This is a genomic window from Sporomusa malonica, from assembly GCF_900176355.1.
In the GTDB taxonomy this organism is placed as follows: Bacteria; Bacillota; Negativicutes; order Sporomusales; family Sporomusaceae; genus Sporomusa; species Sporomusa malonica.
On record NZ_FWXI01000016.1, the window covers coordinates 39,402 to 57,567 of the forward strand.

An 18,166-nucleotide genomic window follows, 5' to 3' on the forward strand; every position below is an offset into this window, starting at 1 on the left:
TAATGGGGGTGAGAATGACAGGATAAAGCAAAATAAGACAGGATAATAACTATTACTGCGACAAAAACTATTGAAAAAGCGCTGGTGCTTAGCTAGATGCTAAGCAGACGAGGAAGAGGTTTATCGAGCAGTCAGCGGATACCTCTCGGCAACTGCGGCCGTAAGCTAAGCCGACAAAGCCACAGGGCGACCTGCGGGACAAAACGGCGGCAGGCAGACTTTATAGCTATTGTCATCGCTTGGTGATAGAATGGCAACAATCTCAAATGTTTGACTATCGATAATTAGGAGGATCATATATATGTGTGGAATAGTAGGCTATATTGGCCCTGACCAGGCAGCGCCGTTTCTTTTGGAAGGTCTGAGCAAACTTGAGTACCGTGGCTATGACTCGGCAGGTATTGCCGTGTTTGACGGTAGTAAAATACATGTTGATAAAAGCGTTGGCCGTCTGAACGTGCTAGCAAAAAAAGTAGAAATCAGCCCGCTCAAAGGCAGTCTTGGCATTGGCCATACCCGCTGGGCAACACATGGCCGTCCGTCTGACGCCAACTCTCATCCCCACACCGATTGCACCGGTAAATTTGTTGTTGTGCATAACGGCATCATTGAAAACTATATGCACCTGAAAGAAGAGCTCATTGCCAAGGGGCATATCTTTACCTCAGAAACTGACACTGAGGTAGTGGCTCACCTGATTGAAGAGTGCTATGAAGGCGACTTTGAAGCCGCTGTCAAGAAAGTACTTGGAAGAATTGAGGGCTCGTATGCACTGGTGTTTATGTGCCAGGATGAGCCAGGAAAACTCATCTGCACTAAGCAGGACAACCCGCTTGTTATCGGCCTTGGCGAAGGGGAAAACTTTATCGCCTCCGATATCCCGGCAATCATCAGCCGCACCCGCAAAACCTATATCTTAAGTGATGGCGAAATGGCCATTGTTACCCCTGAGTCGGTATGGGTCATGAATCGCCAGGGTGTGCCTGTAACCAAAAAAGTATTTGAAGTCAACTGGGATGCCGAAGCAGCTGAAAAAGGCGGCTATGAGCATTTTATGATTAAAGAAATTTATGAACAGCCTAAAGCCGTTCGTGAAACAATGACCAGCCGTGTAGCCAAAGACGACAGCGGCATAACCTTTGACGAACTCAAATGGACCAAAGACGATGTTGCCGGCATTAAAAAGATTGCCGTAGTTGCTTGCGGCACTGCGTATCACGCCGGTATTGTCGGTAAATATCTAATTGAAAACCTGGCCCGCATTCCGGTAGAAGTCGATGTAGCTTCCGAATTCCGTTACCGTTCGCCGCTGGTTGATGATCAGACGCTGGCTATTGTTATCAGCCAATCAGGCGAAACACTTGATACCCTCGCCGCCCTGAAAGAAGCAAAAAATCTAGGCGCCCGCACATTAGCTATTACCAACGTTGTTGGCTCATCTATCGCTCGTGAGGCTGATCAAGTGATCTATACCTGGGCAGGCCCTGAAATTGCAGTAGCCTCAACTAAAGCCTACACTACCCAACTGGTTGTTATGGCAATGCTGGCCACTTATATGGGGGCGATTAAAGGGACACTTGCTCAGGAAAAAGTAAGCGAACTGTGCAATGCTCTTCGCGAGCTGCCTAACCAAGTTCATGAGCTATTAGAAGATGTTGAGCCAATCAAAACCTTTGCCCAGCAATACGGCTTCAACGAAGACGTGTTCTTCATCGGTCGTTCTTTGGACTACGCGGTAGCCCTTGAAGGCTCATTAAAGCTCAAAGAGATATCCTATATCCATGCTGAAGCCTATGCCGCCGGTGAGCTCAAACACGGTACACTGGCACTCATCATCGAGGGCGTACCAGTTATTGCACTGGCTACCCAGCATGACGTTTATGAAAAAACGCTCAGCAATATCAAAGAAGTCAAAGCCCGCGATGCTGTCGTCATTGGCATTGGTCTCAAAGGCGATAAGCAAATCGAAAAATATGTTGATCACACCATCTTTATCCCAGCCACTAATAAATTCCTCACCCCGATTCTATCAGTCATTCCGCTGCAGCTTCTGGCCTATTATGCTGCGGTTACACGCGGCTGCGATGTTGATAAGCCTCGTAACTTGGCCAAGAGTGTGACTGTAGAGTAGAATAGCCAACAAAATATTAAGCAATAAACCAGATTATAGAATAAGTATCCAGCAGGAAACCCCTATAACGTCGTTATAGGGGTTTCGATTTGCTTGATCAGTAGGTAACAGATATAGTTGATTGTAGGAGAGAATAGATTATGACCGCTTGGAATGTATTTGAGATTACAGGTATCATCGCTTTCGCTATCTCAGGAGCTTTGACCGGAATACAAAAGAGGCTAGATGTCTTCGGTGTCCTGGTGTTGGCGATAACTACTGCCATAGGTGGTGGTATTCTGCGGGATGTCATTATTGGCAATACTCCGCCGCTTACCTTTCGCGATCCAACCTTTTTCATCATTAGTTCAATCGCTACTGTTGGCGTTTGTTTTACCTATCGCTGGCTGGATAAATTCAAACATACTATCCAGATATTTGACGCCATCGGCTTAGGCGCTTTCACCGCGACCAGCGCTAACCTCGCACTGCAGCATAATTTAGACTCGTTGTTTATTGTAACAACAGTGGCCGTAATAACCGGCATCGGCGGCAGCATCATGCGGGATGTATTTGTCCAAGAAATTCCGTATGTTTTCCGACAGGAAGTCTACGCCATCACCACTATTGCCGGTGCCATCAGCTTTTATTATTCACAATTTTACTTTACCGGCAATATCCCGTTATACCTTTGTTTTGCAATTACTACCGGTCTGCGCATTTGTTGTATTAAATACGGCTGGAACTTCCCGGTTATCGGAATTAAGTCTGGTGGAGTAGCGTCGGATAGCCGTAAGTAGGGAGAATTAGATATCGACCTATTGTGAGCAATGAGGTTCATTAAAAAAAATTGTGGAAAGAACATCACCCAATTAGACTCGGGGGTGGTGTTCTTTCCATTAGCAGGAAGAATATATACAAGGTGGGCAACAGGGGACGGTTTAGTGTTATTTTAAGATAGCTAATGGCAATGAGCGTGTGGAAGAATATACGCTACAACGACGAACCGTCCCCGTGTCGCACACAGTAAACTCTAGCTTAGCAGGTTTATTGATCAAGGTGGTCAACTTTTTCTCTAGCATTTTTCGCGCTAGTGGTCAATTTTTATAATAGCAAAATCAACAACCGGCACTCTTCGGTAAAAAAAGTTCTGAGCCCTTACATTTTCAAGGGTTCAGAACTTTTTTTACCGGTACAGGCTGGTTGTTCGGATTATCGAGCAACAGGCTCCTAGATCAGATTATTTCCAGGCAGCTAAACCAGCATTAACAACAGCAACATCCTGCTCAACTGACCCGCCACTAACCCCAATTCCACCAATTACATTTTGTTTTACAACAATCGGCAGCCCGCCGCCAAATATAACCAAGCGACCACCATCTGTTGTATTAATACCATACAAAGATTGCCCAGGCTGAGCTACACTTGCAGCCGTTTCGGTAGACATTTTTAGCGCTACTGAAGTATACGCTTTATCACGCGATATTGCAATACTGGCTAATAAGGCGCCATCCATGCGATGCTGAGCGATCATGTTGCCACCTTCATCAACAACCGTGATGACCATAGGAACCCCAATTTCGGCTGCCTTAATTTCGGCTGCGGCTATCATCTTTTTAGCTCTTTCTAAGTTAACCTTTGCGCCATCGCTGGCAGATGCCTGTGCGCTCATAGCTAAGCCCATCATTAGCGTGATACAAAACACAAGCAACACCATTAATCTTCTCCTCATTCTTTTGACTCGCTCCCTTCTTAGTTGTTTTTTGTATTATATTGACAATTTATTAACTTCTATGAAAATTATCCAAATCCTTCAATTAATTAAAAAATTTCACTATCTCTTCTGGAAATCGCAAAACAAATAATAAATCTATTCTATTTTCTTATGGTTGAGCGATGACTAATTGTTTAGCCTAATATACAGCGACTTTGGGGCGCTTTTTATATTTTTTTTTGTTAACTTTTTCCATATAATTTTCGATACATATATAGTGTAGGAATTATCTTGATGAAATATGATTATCGGAGAGTGAATATAATGCCTATAGATCAAATGGGCTTAAATAACTTATTAGCTAATTTGTACCCCAAGAGCAATTTAACTGCGTTGAGAGAATATCGCAATGGGTTACAAAAAAAGCTTGAACAAACAGCCAATGGCAATAAAGAAATGCTTGCTAAGCAAGACAATAATAACAATACTGATAGTAAGCAAGTTATCGTAGAACTGCAAGCGGCAGATAAACAGATTCAGCAAACCATATATGAAGAAGAAACCAGGAAACTTGAGCTTGAGAGATTGAAAAGAGAAGAAGCTGCGGCAGAAACCCTGCGTAAGCGGGAAAAGGCTTTAGCCAAGCATGAACATGCTTTAAGTAACGCCAGTATGAGTAAACTGCTTTCGGCTGCTACCAAAAGCTCACAGGTTAATACTATGGACGGGTTGGGAATGACATTTTCCTTTAGCCAGCCGTCTTCAGAGCCAAGTAACATCGGAAATGCGCCACATAGCTTGACAGGAAAGGTCGATGAGATAGAACGAGACCTTAAAGAATCTGTGGAGCTTGGGATAGCAGCAGCCGAAGTCGCCCGCAGGCGGAAAGACAATGAATTGAAAGCTAACATCGAAGAAGCTGCTTGTAAAAAGGCAAAAAAAGAAAAAGTTAAAAAAAGAAACGTAAATATAACTATATAAAAGCATTGTACATCCTCTTGACCTACCAGTGGACCTTCGAGTGCGACCACTGTTTATTTGGGGCAGCCCCTGGCAGAGTGGCACACTGTCCCTAAAACAGCTGCGAGAAATCCTGCAACAAGCTGAAGCGGTCCAAAGTCGTGACTATAGAGTAGAGTTAGGCACATCGAAACCCCTTATAACGCCAAGCGCTATAAGGGGTTTCGATGTGCCTAATCAGTGGTTACTGATTGTTTGTTTGATTAACTTCGTTTGCCCAGTCGTCAAGTCCTTTCAGTGTGGCCTCTTGTGTCTGCTTGCTGATTTCCGGTAACTCACCGCCCCATGCTTTTTCGGCGGCTTTATAGCCTTCTTCTATGGCAGTTTTTAATAAAGCGATCTTGGACGGATCGCCACCTGAAACTGCTTTTGCAAATTCTATCGCCCGTTCGGAGGTCTGCTTAACACCCCAAAAACCATCTTCAGCAATCTCTTGCTGTGCATTTAGGCGGGTTGCGTCATCGACTTCCAGGTTTTGATAAAACTCTTTCAGTTTGCCATCGTATTTTTCCATAATCTGATCATAGCTTAATCCCTGCGCTTCGCCTGCTTTCACACCCTGCATGTTGAAAAGGTTTTCTACTGTTGAGCGCAAAGAAGCTAGTTTTGCCTCGACTTGTTTGGTAATCTCGCTCAATGTAGCTGTATCTCTAGTGTATGTAGTTTTTGTACTGGCAGCCGTTTGATCTGACTTTTCGTAAACGGCAGCTTCTCCGGCTGAGGGTGTCTGTGGCGTATCAGAGGTAACCACACTGGCAGCAGTGGTGGTGGCAATATTCGCTGAACTGGTGAGCCCGTTTTGGGTTGATCTTGAAATTGGAGTAGTACTCATAAAAATCATCCCCCTTGTTTTACTCAATGCTCTTATTAGTTATATCGTCATTTTTAGTGAAAGTTTAATATTAGACGAGTTGTTATTACTGTAGTGTTGGTTTTAGTGCTTGGGCCGGGAACAACAAAAAAAGAGCAGCCTACGCTGCTCTCGGGTTGACGGATGATTGGGGAGGGCTATCTCTCCAAATAGAAATTGTTGTGCCAAGGGTGCCAGCTTTTTTTACCTATACAAATTTCGTTCGTAGGCATCTCCCTGCCATCTTTATATAAGTCAAAGTCGACAGTATCTCCGCCTTGAACCTTGAAATCAATTCCATCCATGCCGCGGCCAGTAAAACGAAACCGGATGGTGTTCCGTTCACGATCTAATTTAACATAATCACCGTTCTCAAGTTGTTTCTCCTCAATGTTATAGAAACGTCCATCAGTTTGAATCACACCAGAGAACACATGCTGGCGGCCCGTGTTATTAGATGCTCTTAAATGGAGTTCATCATTACGATCATGCCAAACATATAAACCGGGTTTTCCATTTAATTTACCAAAACGAAAGAAAGGATTTCCTTCAGAATGGTTTCTTGAACCGAACCAAGATGGATGATCTCTGAACCCAAGCTCACCATTATATTGGTCCGGATGTCCTTCAGAACGATCACTCCAAGCTAGCGCACTCCCTGAGAACATAACCAGAACAAATGTGATAACCATTAAGAAAGTAAGTTTTTTCATAACACCGCTCCTTTGGCTAGTTTTATAACCATTATAACCCAAATTTATGACAATTACGTGACAAATATGTGATAAAGAAAAAATATGAAGAATGAATTAGAGAGGCGTTATTTCAAACCTGTCCTTATACTATCTTTATAGTAAGAGAATTTATTATGGCTAAGGAGGGTTTGCATGTTTATCAAACTGGGAAACGTTAACCGGTGGAAGACTGCTATGTATGGGTTCATTTTGCTTGCCTGCTTTACCACGGCAAGCCTCGTTGGGGAAGAACTCATCCTGCCACCGCCAAATTCAACTGGTGCCGCCAACTATTATGAAATGATCCCAAACCAGTATTACCTATCCCTTGGGGTCAAAGGCTATCAACAGACGACTGATTATACATGCGGGCCGGCTGCCGTCATGTCACTTTTGCATTGGTACAAGGTTCTGAATGACCAATCAATGAACCAGGCTACTGAAATGCTGATTGCCAAAGAGATGGGGACCGGGGATATTGATTCAAAATACCCTGGTACTACCCCGCAGCAGATGGAAAGCTGGTTAAAGAAAAACGGGTTTGAGGTAAGGCTTGGTTATAACGGAACATTGGAGATGCTCCGGGAAAACCTGAAGCAGGGAATCCCTACCCTTATTGAATGGATTGACTGGGGAGGCCATTGGGTAGTTGTTACCGGTTATTATGCAGCCTATGAATCACCGGAGAAAGGTGTCGACACTATCTTTTTTGCCGACCCAGCGGTGCATTGGACTACTGTCAATAACCCGGACGGAATATCTTCCTTCAACGCCTGGCGGTTCCGCGATATGTGGTTTGATGCCCAGTATATCAAACCAGGACATCTAGTGAAGAACATCTATATTGTTGCTGTCCCCAGAAAGACACAATAATGGTACTATCACCAAAAAAACATTGACAATAAAACGTTAATATATTAACATTTTATTGTTAGCATATTAACGTTTTGCAATAGTGGCTTTGAATCCAGGGACATTTATATCAAACTGTGTGGAATTACAAAAGATAATAGGTAATGGAAGGAAGGATAATCATGATCTGTACTAAATGTAACAGTGAAATCCCTGAGGGAGAGCAATGTCTGCACCGGGGGCAGATGCTTTGTGAGGATTGTTATCTTGAAATGCTGGAGCCCCCTCGTACCTGTGACGTTGCCGCTGTGCATGGTGCCAAATTGGCTCGTAAAATGGCGGGGCAGGAAGGAACCGACGGGCTGACTGAACTGCAAAAAAACATCTACAATTACATTAAAGAAGAAGGCCCGGTTACTGCTGAGCAAATTATGAATAAATTCAGCTTATCTAAGATACAGATGGAAAGGAACTTTGCAACATTAAGACATTGTGAGCTTGCCCATGGTTTTAGAGATAATGGCAAGGTATTGATTAAAATTTGGGGAGAAGATACCCAGGGTAAAATGGATATTGCAGATTGAAGGAGAAAATTAAACGGATTCTAATCCTTTTTTTAGCTTATCTAACAAGGAGATAAGCATTTTTTTTTCATCCGTGTCAAGCGTAGACATGAGCTTATGCACATATTGATTGTGAATAGGAACGAAAGCGTTCATGAGCATAGTGGCCCGGTCTGTAAGGTAAAGTTGAAAAACCCTTTTATCGGCGGGGTCAGCCTTACGAACCACCAGGTCTTCTTTTTCTAAGCGGTCAATCAGTCTGGTAATATTCGCCCTGGAAACCAGTAGCTTTTTACCTAATTCTGACTGGGTCAGCCCCTGGCCACCTGTCATGAACAACTGAATTAAAGCATTAAACTTAGCCTTGGACAAACCATACCGGGCAAAGTGCATCTCCAAAACATCATCTAAGTTATCCTGGAATACTGTCAGTTCAATCAGCGTACGTATTGAAAAATAACGGTCCGAAATATCATTGTGCGTGATTTCTGTCAGACCCCCCAAGCTCAATTGTTAACATACTAGCAATATTGTAAATGCATTAACAGTTGGAGTCAATAGCTATTCAGCAAGTGCTTTTTCCTGTAAAAAATCTATTCGGCCGTCGACCATGACGATCTCTGGGCGAGCAGAAAGCATCAGCGGATCTTCACTCCATACGACCAAATCGGCGTCCATACCGGGAGCAAGGCTGCCAATGCGGTCATCCAGGCCCAAAATTCTGGCGGCGTCGCATGTAACCATTTTTAAAGCCTGATGTACTGGGAGGCCGTACCGGGTAGCCAAGCCGGCATACACAGACAGAAAGCAGCTGGGAGTTACCGGATGATCGCTCATCATGGCAAAAGGTACGCCATGCCGGTATAAAAGGGCTGGCGTTTCCATGGTCTTATCTTTTAGTTCCAGTTTTGATCTGGTCGATAATGTTGGCCCTAAAACTACGGGGATTTTTTCGGCGGCCAGCATGTCGGCGACAAGGTAAGCCTCTGTACCATGTTCAATAATGAGATCGACATCAAATTCTCTGGCGATTCGTATGGCTGAGACAATGTCGTCTGCTCTATGGGCATGTGCCCGGAGCGGCATCTCTTTGCGCAGGACTTTGGCGATGGCTTCCAGCCCCAGGTCATAGTTAAAGTCTTTATCATCTTGTTTTGCCAAGTGATGACGGGCCTTCCACAATGCCTCCCGGATTAAGGCAGCAGTAGCCATGCGCGAGACAGGCATCTTTTGGCGGTCTGCCCCATAAACGCGCTTAGGATTTTCACCAAAAGCAATTTTGAGCCCGGCATATCGTTGCAGCAGCATTTGCTCTACGATGGGTTTCGGCGCTGTTTTGAGGATTACACATTGTCCGCCAATGGGGTTAGCACTGCCAGGAGCCACCATAACAGTAGTTACTCCTCCTTGGTAGGCTTCAAGAAGGCCCAGGTCAGCCGGGTTAATCGCATCAAGTGTATGCATGCCAGGGGTGATAGGTTCACTGCGTTCGTTGACATCAGTACCGGCCCAGCCCATACCTTCGCTTTCAACACCTAAATGTGTGTGTGCATCAATGAGGCCAGGGGTTATGATCTTGCCGGTTACGTCGATAACCCGGCAGCCTGGCGGGATGTCTGGATTTCTGCCGACTGCCCATATTTTGTTATTTCGAACCAGTATTGTGCCGTAATCGAGGTTTTTACCGCACATGGTTAAGATTTTTCCGCCTGTTAATGCAATCATGTCATTTCCTCCCATGCTGAAAATAGCCTTGTTTTCAAGAAAATTGCCGCACCGGTATGTGATAAATAGCCCTAGTACATCAATTGTAATATTATACCATAAAGGTTCTGTGTCAAGAATAGCTAACTAGGTCAAATTTTACCATCATGGATGATGAAAAAATTGTAAACGTTATTTTCGTTACTTTCAAGATAGTAAGCCGTTAAACTCTATATAGAAATACTTTCATAATGAAGGAGGATCAAGTAGTGAAGTTAGTAAGAAAAATAATCAATATAAGCCTCATTATTGTATTGGTTTTAGCGGTAAGTGGCTGTGCTAATAAGGAAGCTAGTCCTATACAAAAACCTACTAAGCAACATGCAGTTGAAAATGCAGCAGACAAAGAAAAAGCTGTTATGGATAACTTCAATGCTCTAATGCAGAAAAAAGATGTCACTATTCCGGAAATAATTAAGTTTAATGATGATCATATTGCTGCTGTATCTAAAGCCAATGCATCAACTATGGTTATTGGGCTTGAGAAAGTTCAACATGAAAAGCTGACCAAAATGCAAGACAAGTTTGCCGATAACGAAGCAGTCCAAAAAATAATTGCGAAAAGCTATCAAAATGGAATAGTTAACTCTATCAGCAGTATTGAAAACAAGGATGTAAAAGATCTATTGGTAGAGAGTCAAAATAGTGGTTATAAGGTAGAAACAGCCGAAGGAATGTATTTTCCTGTTATCGACTATTCTTTCTACAAGAAGTACCAAAATGCCGTGACGCGAGACATTGCTGCATTTATTGATATCATGGCTATTGAATCAGATAAAACTCCAATAAAGGATGCAGGACTCATGATAAGCTGGGCTGAAATCCTCAAAAGAGCAACAACGCAGGAACGGTTTATCAAGGAGTATAATAATTCAGCGAAAATAGAAGATATGCGGCAACTATTGAAGCGTTATGCGACTTTTGCTCTATATGGTGCAAATAATACGCCGTTATTTAGTTACGATACCAAGCAAATGGTACCTGAGGCTAAGCAAACTTATTTGGAAACTATGTTTGATGTTAATCATGGCAGTTTCTCAAAAGCCATGATTGGGTATCTTGCTGTGCTAAAGAAGAGTGGATACAGATTAACCAATGAGGTTCAGGAATATAGAAATAAAGTAACCGAAGAAATCCGCTAAACCTTAGTAGAAAGCCCCGGTGTTCTTAATAAGCCATAGCAAGCCGCTTGTAGTTTACCTTGCTGCAAGCGGTTTTGTTATCCTGACAGAAAGTATAACTTTCTCTGGATAAGGGCAACATCGACTTCCGCTGTCGCCAAAGGCTCGGCGCAAGCCGTGTTTACTTTATAGATGCGAGGTTGTGTTTTTACGCATTTATAGATAAAATTACTACTAATGAGAATAATCTAAAAAGCTTAGAAGGAATGCAAGATAAAACGCGGCAAGGGGTGAGAATATCATGACGACTAAACGTTCTTTTAGTGAAGCATTGGCTGATCCGGCGCAACTGTCGGTAACCTGGGAATTGGTGCCTGGGCGGGGAGCTCGGGAAAAGGCGCAGGAACATTTTGTAAAAATGGCTGAACTGGCCGCTAAGGACCCCAAAATAAACGCCATAACCGTCACTGACAATCCAGGGGGAAAATCAGCTATTTTGGCCTATTCGATGGCTATTGAAGCTAAGCGACTGGGTATTGACCCGCTTGTCCATTTTACCAGCAAAGACAAAAACAGGAATGCCTTGGAGAGTGAGCTATATGCTCTGGACAGAGCCGATATTCAAAATTTACTGGTTATGACTGGCGATTATCCAGGTGCTGGGTATGCGGGTAGTGCCAAGCCGGTGTTTGATCTTGATGCGGTTCACGCTCTCCGGATGATAACTAAAATGAATGAAGGCGCCTATACTAAGCTGCCTGCCACTAAGTTTTTTGCCGGAGCCGTTGTTTCCCCTTTTAAATCCACTGAAGCAGAGATAATGGCTCAATACTATAAGCTACATAAAAAAATCGCCAACGGGGCAAAATTTATTATCACTCAGTTGGGCTATGATGCCAGAAAGTTTGATGAGCTAAGAAAATATGTTGACACTCATACCTTGACCGTACCGTTGATTGGAAATATCTTTGTTTTGTCTCTGCCTGTGGCTAAACTAATGAATAAGAACCTGATTCCTGGCTGTGTGGTTACCGACTCACTGGTGGCCAAACTGGAGGAGGAATCGACTTATAGCAATAAAAAAGAGCTGCAATTACTACGGGCCGCCAAGCTGTATGCAGTACTTAAGGGGCTGAAATATAATGGCGTAAATATCGGCGGTCATGGTCTTAGCTACATCGATGTACAATATATTATAGAAAAAGGTGAGGAGCTAAGCGTTAACTGGCAGGAAATCGCAGCAGACGATTTTGACCATCCACAGGATGGCGGCTTCTATTTCTTTGAAAAAGAGTCTGCAACTGGACTTAATACTTGTCAGCCTGTCAACCGCAGCCAAACGGGTTCGTCAAATTCTTCACTGAAACAGTCGCTGATGGACGTGGTGCATGAGGTGGCATTTGACCATAAGGCTCCACTTTACCCATTAAACAAAGCAATTGCCCAATTTATTGATAAGTCTTGGCTGAAGCAGCCGTTTACTCTTGCCGAATACACCACTAAGACAATGACTAACGAATGCCGGTTTTGCGGAGATTGTGCTATGCATGAACTTGGCTTTATCTGCCCGATGTCCCAATGTCCCAAGCAACAACGCAATGGCGCCTGTGGTGGTAGCCGCGACGGGTGGTGTGAGGTCTATCCCGGCAAACAAAAGTGCATTTTCGTAACAATGTATGAAGGCTTTAAGGGACGCGGCAAAGAAGAACGGATGAAGGCTAAGTATATGCCGCCCTGCAATTGGGATTTGCATCGAACTTCTTCCTGGTTAAATTATTTTAACGACAGGGATTACAACAACAATAAAGAGTAAGCTTATGCTCCTGCCAATATGGCGGGAGCATTTTGTCCTGTTGGAAAGTATAACTTTTCGCCTAGATAAGACCAATATCGGCTTCCGCTTTCGCCAGAGGCTCGGCGCAAGCTGTGTATTCTTTATATAATCCATATTTTTCTTGACGCGTTTAAGAATAATCGATACAATATATTGTATTAGAACAGGTTGTTAAACACTAAATATTGTGTTGTGTCAGGGGGTTATTATATGAACTTATCAGATAATGCTGTTAAGGTTCTTGAAAAACGGTATTTGTCAAAAGATGAAAATGGCCAGCTATTAGAAGATGCTGACGGGATGTTTCGCAGGGTTGCTAAAGCTGTTGCCAGTGCAGATGCTCCGTATGTTTCAGCCTTTGAGCTGCAGGCTATTGAGAATGAATTTTATGAAATGATGTCTAGTCTTGAGTTCCTGCCAAACTCACCAACACTCATGAATGCAGGCAGGCCGTTAGGGCAATTAAGTGCTTGTTTTGTACTACCGATAGAAGACACAATGGAAGGTATATTTGAAACACTAAAAAATGCCGCCATGATTCACAAAAGCGGCGGTGGAACAGGCTTCAGTTTTTCCAGATTAAGGCCTAAAGGTGCTGCTGTAAATTCCACAGGTGGTGTTGCCAGCGGTCCGATTAGTTTTATGAAGGTTTTTAATGCGGCTACTGAAGCGGTAAAGCAGGGTGGAACGAGAAGAGGAGCCAATATGGGCATTCTCAGGGTCGATCATCCTGATATAATGGATTTCATTACTTCTAAAAAAGATAACGCCGATATTACAAATTTTAATATAAGTGTTGGCATTACAGAAGAATTTATGAAAGCGGTAGAAGGCAATAAGGAATATGATTTAATAGACCCTCATCATCAGACCGCAATCAGGCAATTAAACGCAAGAGAAGTATTTGATGTAATTGTAGACATGGCCTGGAGTAATGGCGAGCCGGGAATTATATTTTTAGACAGGCTTAATCAGGGAAATGTAACCCCTGAACTGGGAGCGTTTGAAAGCACCAACCCCTGTGGTGAACAGCCGCTGCTTCCTTATGAATCCTGCAATCTTGGCTCGATAAATTTAAGCCTGATGATAACAAATACGGGAGCCGAGCCTGTTATCGACTTTGATCGAATTGGCACTGTTGTAAAAAAAGCCATTCATTTCTTGGACAATGTCATTGATGTGAATAAATATCCCCTGCCCCAGATTGATCAAATGACAAAAAGCACCAGAAAAATTGGGCTAGGTGTAATGGGTTGGGCAGACCTGCTTTTCCGGTTGAATATCCCGTATAACTCAGAGGCGGCACTGGCACTTGCGGAACAGGTGATGTGCTTTATTCGGGAGCAAGCAAGAAAAACGTCAATGGAACTGGCAGAACTAAAGGGCGTATTCCCTCATTTTGAAAAAAGTACCTATCAACAGCAGGGGATTAGGGTACGAAATGCAACCACAACGACAATTGCACCAACTGGTACGTTAAGTATATTAGCAGGTGTCTCCAGCGGAATTGAGCCGTTATTTGCTTTAGCCTACATTAGGAATGTTATGGATAATGACGAATTAATGGAGACAAACCCATTTTTTAAACAAGTGGCTATAACCGGTGGATTTTATACTGAACCATTAATGAGGACGATTGCCAACAAAGGGACGATAAAGGGTTTGGCTGATATTCCGGTATCAATTCAGGATGTTTTTGTTACCGCACATGACATTTCCTCAGAATGGCATGTGAAAATGCAGGCTGCATTTCAAAGATACACCGACAATGCTGTCTCTAAGACGGTTAATCTCAGTAGTAAGGCTACGCGGGAAGACGTTAAGGATGTATTTAACTTAGCGTATGAGACAGGGTGCAAGGGTGTAACAATCTACCGGGACGGCAGCAGGGATTTGCAGGTGCTTAATATCGGTAAAGTTAAAGGCAAAGAAACACTGCCACAGGAAAGCACGGCGGCGGAAACTAAACAAGGCTTTTTTGCTCCAAGATCCAGACCTGATATTACTACCGGCTTTACGGAAAAAGTTAAGATAGGCTGTGGCACTATATTTATTACTGTTAATTATGATCAACATGGTATTTGTGAGGTTTTCACCAATACTGGTCGTGCCGGTGGCTGCCCTTCCCAATCTGAGGCGACGGCAAGGTTAGTCTCAATTGCTTTGAGATCTGGAATGGACGCACATTCTATTATTGATCAGTTAAAGGGAATAAGGTGTCATTCGACAATCAGACAACAAGACTTGAAGGTATTGTCCTGTCCTGATGCAATTGGCAAGGTTATAGAAAAAGTGATGAAACTCCAAAATGGTGATAAGGTTGAACCCAATACTATGTTTATGGCAGCAATTAATGCTTGTCCCGAATGTGGTAAGACGGTAGAGCATGAAGGTGGTTGCGTTATTTGCCGGCACTGCGGATTTAGTAAATGCGGTTAGCCGCTACGACAGACCTGTTGGGAGTTCCCGGCAGGTCTGCCTTTTTTATCTAAGTAAAATCTATGATGCTTGGCAGGAATTCAATGGAAAAAGCTGAAGATATACAGATTGAAATCTTCAACCGGGGGAGACAATAGTGTCTGAACGATGTCCTTGGGAGAACCGTAAGGAGGAATAGATTATGAAAGTTGTACGCTCGGTTTGCCCTTATGATTGCCCTGACGCATGCGGTCTGGTTGTTTCGACAGAAGATAATAAGGTTGTCAAAGTCCAGGGAGATCCTGAGCATCCCTTTACCCGGGGCACACTTTGCCCTAAAATGGCTCATTATGAGCGAACTGTTCACTCGTCACAGCGGATTTCAACGCCTTTGCGGCGAAGCGGTGTCAAGGGGAGTGCCACATTTGTGCCAGTCTCCTGGGAAGAGGCGATTGCCTGCATAACAACACAATGGCAGGATATTATTGCTCAATACGGGGCAGAAGCAATCTTGCCATATTCGTATGCTGGGACGATGGGGCTTGTTCAGCGCAATGCCGGGCACCCGTTGTTTTACAGTCTGGGTGCGTCACAGCTTGAACGCACAATCTGTTCACCTGCCAAGGGCTGCGGCTGGAACGCAGTCATGGGGCAGACAATGGCATTACATACGAATGAAATCCATGACAGCGACCTCATTATTCTATGGGGTATCCATGCGTTGGCAACTAATATTCATATTATGCATGACATCAATAGTGCAAAAAAACGAGGAGCCAAGGTGTGGCTGATTGATACTTATGAGAATCCGACTGCCAAAATTGCCGACCGGGTGATTGTCGTCCGGCCGGGGACAGATGGTGCCCTGGCGCTGGGAATGATGCATGTAATCGCACGGGAAAACATGACTGACAGGGAATTTATCAAGCGATATGTTAAAGGGTTTGAGGAACTGAACACAACTGTCTTACCTGACTATGAGCCGGCGGCAGTTAGTGAGCTAACCGGGATTGCTGCTGCTGACATTGAAGAAATGGCCAGGTTGTATGCGCAGGCCCGCGCACCATATATTCATTTAGGCAGCGGTCTATCCCGTTATAGTAATGGGGCCATGACAGTGCGTGCTATTACTTGTTTGCCTGCAGTAGTTGGAGCCTGGGCTAAACCCGGAGGCGGATTGTTTGCCAGTACTTCTACCGGTGCCGCCTTCGATACGCAGCGCATAACCCGTGAGGATTTTCAAGACAAGCCGGCGCGAACGCTTAATATGAATCAGCTGGGCCAGATACTAAATGAGGTAAACAACCCACCAATTATGAGTTTGTATGTATATCATTCCAACCCTGCGGCCATAGCGCCTGATCAGAACCGGGTATTACAGGGATTGGCGAGGGAAAATTTGTTTACTGTTGTTCATGAGCGCTTTATGACTGACACAGCTAAATATGCCGATATTATTTTGCCAGCAACGACTTCTCTGGAGCATAGTGATATTTACCGGTCTTATGGTCATTATGGCGTACAGCGTACCCGGGCGGTTATTCCGGTGGTAGGGCAGGCTAAATCTAACTGGGAGGTATTTTGCCTATTGGCTGAGGCGATGGAGGTTAAGCACCCTTTCTTTACTCAGTCGGCAGATGATGTAATTGACAGTATCTTGGCCCAGCCCTCAGACTGGCTGGCAAGCAGTAAGCTGGAAGCATTGCGTGCCGGGCAACCGATTGAATTGCCGCTGCCAGTTGGCTATAAGACTGAGTTCAAAACTGCTTCAGGTAAGATCGAGATTCTAAATGAAAATGAAGCCGAGCCTTTACCCAAATTCGTTAAGCCACATGGCGACAAGGCCGATTTCTGGCTGGTTAATGCACCTGATATGCGATTACTAAACTCGTCATTTAATGAGCGGGACGACTTGACCCAAACCAATAAAATGCTGCTTAAGATGAACCCGGAGGATGCTGCTGGCAAGGGACTCAAGAACGGACAGTTAGTTACTGCCTATAATGAACGCGGTGAAGTAACTTTTATTCTGGAAGTTACAACAAGCGTGCCGGCAGGTGTTGTTGTTACTGAAGGCGTATGGTGGCTGGAACATGCCCCCGGTAATCGCTCGGTCAATGCACTTACCTCGCAACGTCTCACCGATCAGGGGCGGGGTAGTACTTTTTATGATGTTAAAGTTAATGTCCGGTCAGCGGACAATGATAAGTCTGATAAATGTGCTGGATAATTGAGTCAACAATTAAGATATAGTAAAAGGAGATGAGCCATCCATGAAATTCGTTAATTTTAAGGTTGGAGACCAAATTCACCTGGGAATTAAGGGTGAGCGTGGGATTATCGATGTACAAGCAACTGCCGCCGCTCAGGGCCTCAAAGTGCCTGGCACGATTGAACAGGTCATTGCCGCCGGTGAGGCAGGACAGTCGCAGTTGGCTGCTTTAATTGAGCAGCAGCCTATGGTCATCCCCGAAGACAAGCTGGTCTATGCTCCTTGTGTTACCAATCCCGAAAAAATTATTTGCGTTGGCTTAAATTATGTCAGTCATCGCGATGAATGCCAGATCGAGACGCCGGCAGCACCGGTCTTATTCAGCAAATTTAATAACGCGCTGGCTGCCCATAAAGAAATGATTACCCTGCCGAAAACGGCCGTGAAATTTGATTATGAGGCTGAGTTAGTTATTGTTATCGGTAAGCAGGCAGCCAGTGTTTTAACTGATGATGCTTTGTCTTACGTGTTCGGCTACACTATTGGCAATGATCTAAGCGCCCGAGATCTTCAATTTCGTACCGGGCAATGGCTGCTAGGCAAGACGTGCGACCAGTTTGCTCCTATTGGCCCTTGCCTGGTAACGGCTGACGAGGTAGACCCGCGTAATCTGGATATTAGCTGCAGCGTAAACGGTGTTGTCCGCCAGTCGGCTAATACCCGGGATATGATTTTTGACTGTGCCACTATTGTCAGTTATCTATCAACCTACATGACCTTACAGCCAGGCGATATTATTTTCTCCGGCACCCCTGGCGGTGTAATTCTGGGTTATCCCGAAGACCAGCAACAGTGGCTGAAAGCCGGTGATACGGTAACTGTCACTATTGAAAACCTAGGCTCTTTAGTAAACACACTGGCGTAGAGACTGTAAATGTTGCCATGAACGATAAACCGAGATGCATAAAATGCCA

15 protein-coding genes are annotated in these 18,166 nt (G+C 44.2%); 10 read left to right on the forward strand and 5 right to left on the reverse strand.

All coding sequences use genetic code 11. The annotated features are described in order from the left end of the window. The first annotated feature begins 301 nt into the window (after window positions 1–301). Together glmS and B9A22_RS16805 are read left to right on the forward strand one after the other, a co-directional pair. Window positions 302–2,131 carry a glutamine--fructose-6-phosphate transaminase (isomerizing) gene (gene glmS, locus B9A22_RS16800; protein ID WP_084577108.1) on the forward strand — a complete coding sequence of 610 codons (1,830 nt, stop codon included), beginning with the start codon at window positions 302–304 and terminating at the stop codon, window positions 2,129–2,131. 140 nt (window positions 2,132–2,271) lie between these two features. Beyond that, window positions 2,272–2,910 carry a trimeric intracellular cation channel family protein gene (locus B9A22_RS16805; protein WP_084577109.1) on the forward strand — a complete coding sequence of 213 codons (639 nt, stop codon included), beginning with the start codon at window positions 2,272–2,274 and terminating at the stop codon, window positions 2,908–2,910. A gap of 440 nt (window positions 2,911–3,350) precedes the next feature. Here the strand turns inward: B9A22_RS16805 and B9A22_RS16810 are convergent, their stop codons facing one another. Next, entirely contained in the window at window positions 3,351–3,827 is a 477-nt protein-coding gene (locus B9A22_RS16810; RefSeq protein WP_245824029.1) for a GlcG/HbpS family heme-binding protein, read from the reverse strand. 288 nt (window positions 3,828–4,115) lie between these two features. Between B9A22_RS16810 and B9A22_RS16815 the strand changes: the two genes are divergently transcribed. Beyond that, window positions 4,116–4,805, forward strand: a complete 690-nt coding sequence (locus B9A22_RS16815; RefSeq protein WP_139796289.1) for a hypothetical protein — start codon at window positions 4,116–4,118, stop codon at window positions 4,803–4,805. A 223-nt stretch (window positions 4,806–5,028) separates the two neighbouring features. On the opposite strand, the gene B9A22_RS16820 is transcribed toward B9A22_RS16815, so the two are convergent. Continuing rightward, window positions 5,029–5,676, reverse strand: coding sequence for a hypothetical protein (locus tag B9A22_RS16820; RefSeq protein WP_084577112.1), 648 nt, complete (start codon window positions 5,674–5,676; stop codon window positions 5,029–5,031). Window positions 5,677–5,852: 176 nt separating this feature from the next. Next, window positions 5,853–6,407: a hypothetical protein gene (locus tag B9A22_RS16825; protein ID WP_084577113.1), complete on the reverse strand. Its 555-nt coding sequence runs from the start codon at window positions 6,405–6,407 to the stop codon at window positions 5,853–5,855. Window positions 6,408–6,581: 174 nt separating this feature from the next. Here B9A22_RS16825 and B9A22_RS16830 point away from each other — a divergent pair, with 174 nt between their 5' ends. Together B9A22_RS16830 and B9A22_RS16835 are read left to right on the forward strand one after the other, a co-directional pair. Next, a complete protein-coding gene (locus B9A22_RS16830; protein WP_084577114.1) occupies window positions 6,582–7,301 on the forward strand; it encodes a peptidase C39 family protein in 720 nt (239 codons plus the stop codon). A gap of 161 nt (window positions 7,302–7,462) precedes the next feature. After that, a complete protein-coding gene (locus B9A22_RS16835; RefSeq protein ID WP_084577115.1) occupies window positions 7,463–7,864 on the forward strand; it encodes a hypothetical protein in 402 nt (133 codons plus the stop codon). Between the two features lie 9 nt (window positions 7,865–7,873). Here the strand turns inward: B9A22_RS16835 and B9A22_RS16840 are convergent, their stop codons facing one another. Beyond that, window positions 7,874–8,353 (reverse strand): MarR family winged helix-turn-helix transcriptional regulator, encoded by a 480-nt coding sequence (locus tag B9A22_RS16840; RefSeq protein WP_217805973.1) that lies wholly within the window; start codon window positions 8,351–8,353, stop codon window positions 7,874–7,876. Between the two features lie 51 nt (window positions 8,354–8,404). Further along, the gene (locus B9A22_RS16845; RefSeq protein WP_084577116.1) at window positions 8,405–9,568 is read right to left on the reverse strand and encodes an amidohydrolase; all 1,164 of its coding nucleotides are present in this window, start codon (window positions 9,566–9,568) and stop codon (window positions 8,405–8,407) included. A gap of 248 nt (window positions 9,569–9,816) precedes the next feature. Here B9A22_RS16845 and B9A22_RS16850 point away from each other — a divergent pair, with 248 nt between their 5' ends. From B9A22_RS16850 to B9A22_RS16870, 5 genes are all read left to right on the forward strand, one after another. Beyond that, window positions 9,817–10,749 (forward strand): hypothetical protein, encoded by a 933-nt coding sequence (locus tag B9A22_RS16850; RefSeq protein WP_084577117.1) that lies wholly within the window; start codon window positions 9,817–9,819, stop codon window positions 10,747–10,749. 280 nt (window positions 10,750–11,029) lie between these two features. Beyond that, window positions 11,030–12,541: a methylenetetrahydrofolate reductase C-terminal domain-containing protein gene (locus tag B9A22_RS16855; RefSeq protein ID WP_084577118.1), complete on the forward strand. Its 1,512-nt coding sequence runs from the start codon at window positions 11,030–11,032 to the stop codon at window positions 12,539–12,541. 231 nt (window positions 12,542–12,772) lie between these two features. Then, the gene (locus B9A22_RS16860) at window positions 12,773–15,001 is read left to right on the forward strand and encodes a vitamin B12-dependent ribonucleotide reductase (RefSeq protein WP_084577119.1); all 2,229 of its coding nucleotides are present in this window, start codon (window positions 12,773–12,775) and stop codon (window positions 14,999–15,001) included. 181 nt (window positions 15,002–15,182) lie between these two features. After that, complete coding sequence (locus tag B9A22_RS16865; protein ID WP_084577120.1) at window positions 15,183–17,210, forward strand: molybdopterin-dependent oxidoreductase; 2,028 nt, start codon at window positions 15,183–15,185, stop codon at window positions 17,208–17,210. Window positions 17,211–17,253: 43 nt separating this feature from the next. Further along, entirely contained in the window at window positions 17,254–18,117 is an 864-nt protein-coding gene (locus tag B9A22_RS16870; protein WP_084577121.1) for a fumarylacetoacetate hydrolase family protein, read from the forward strand. The last annotated feature ends 49 nt before the right edge of the window (window positions 18,118–18,166 follow it).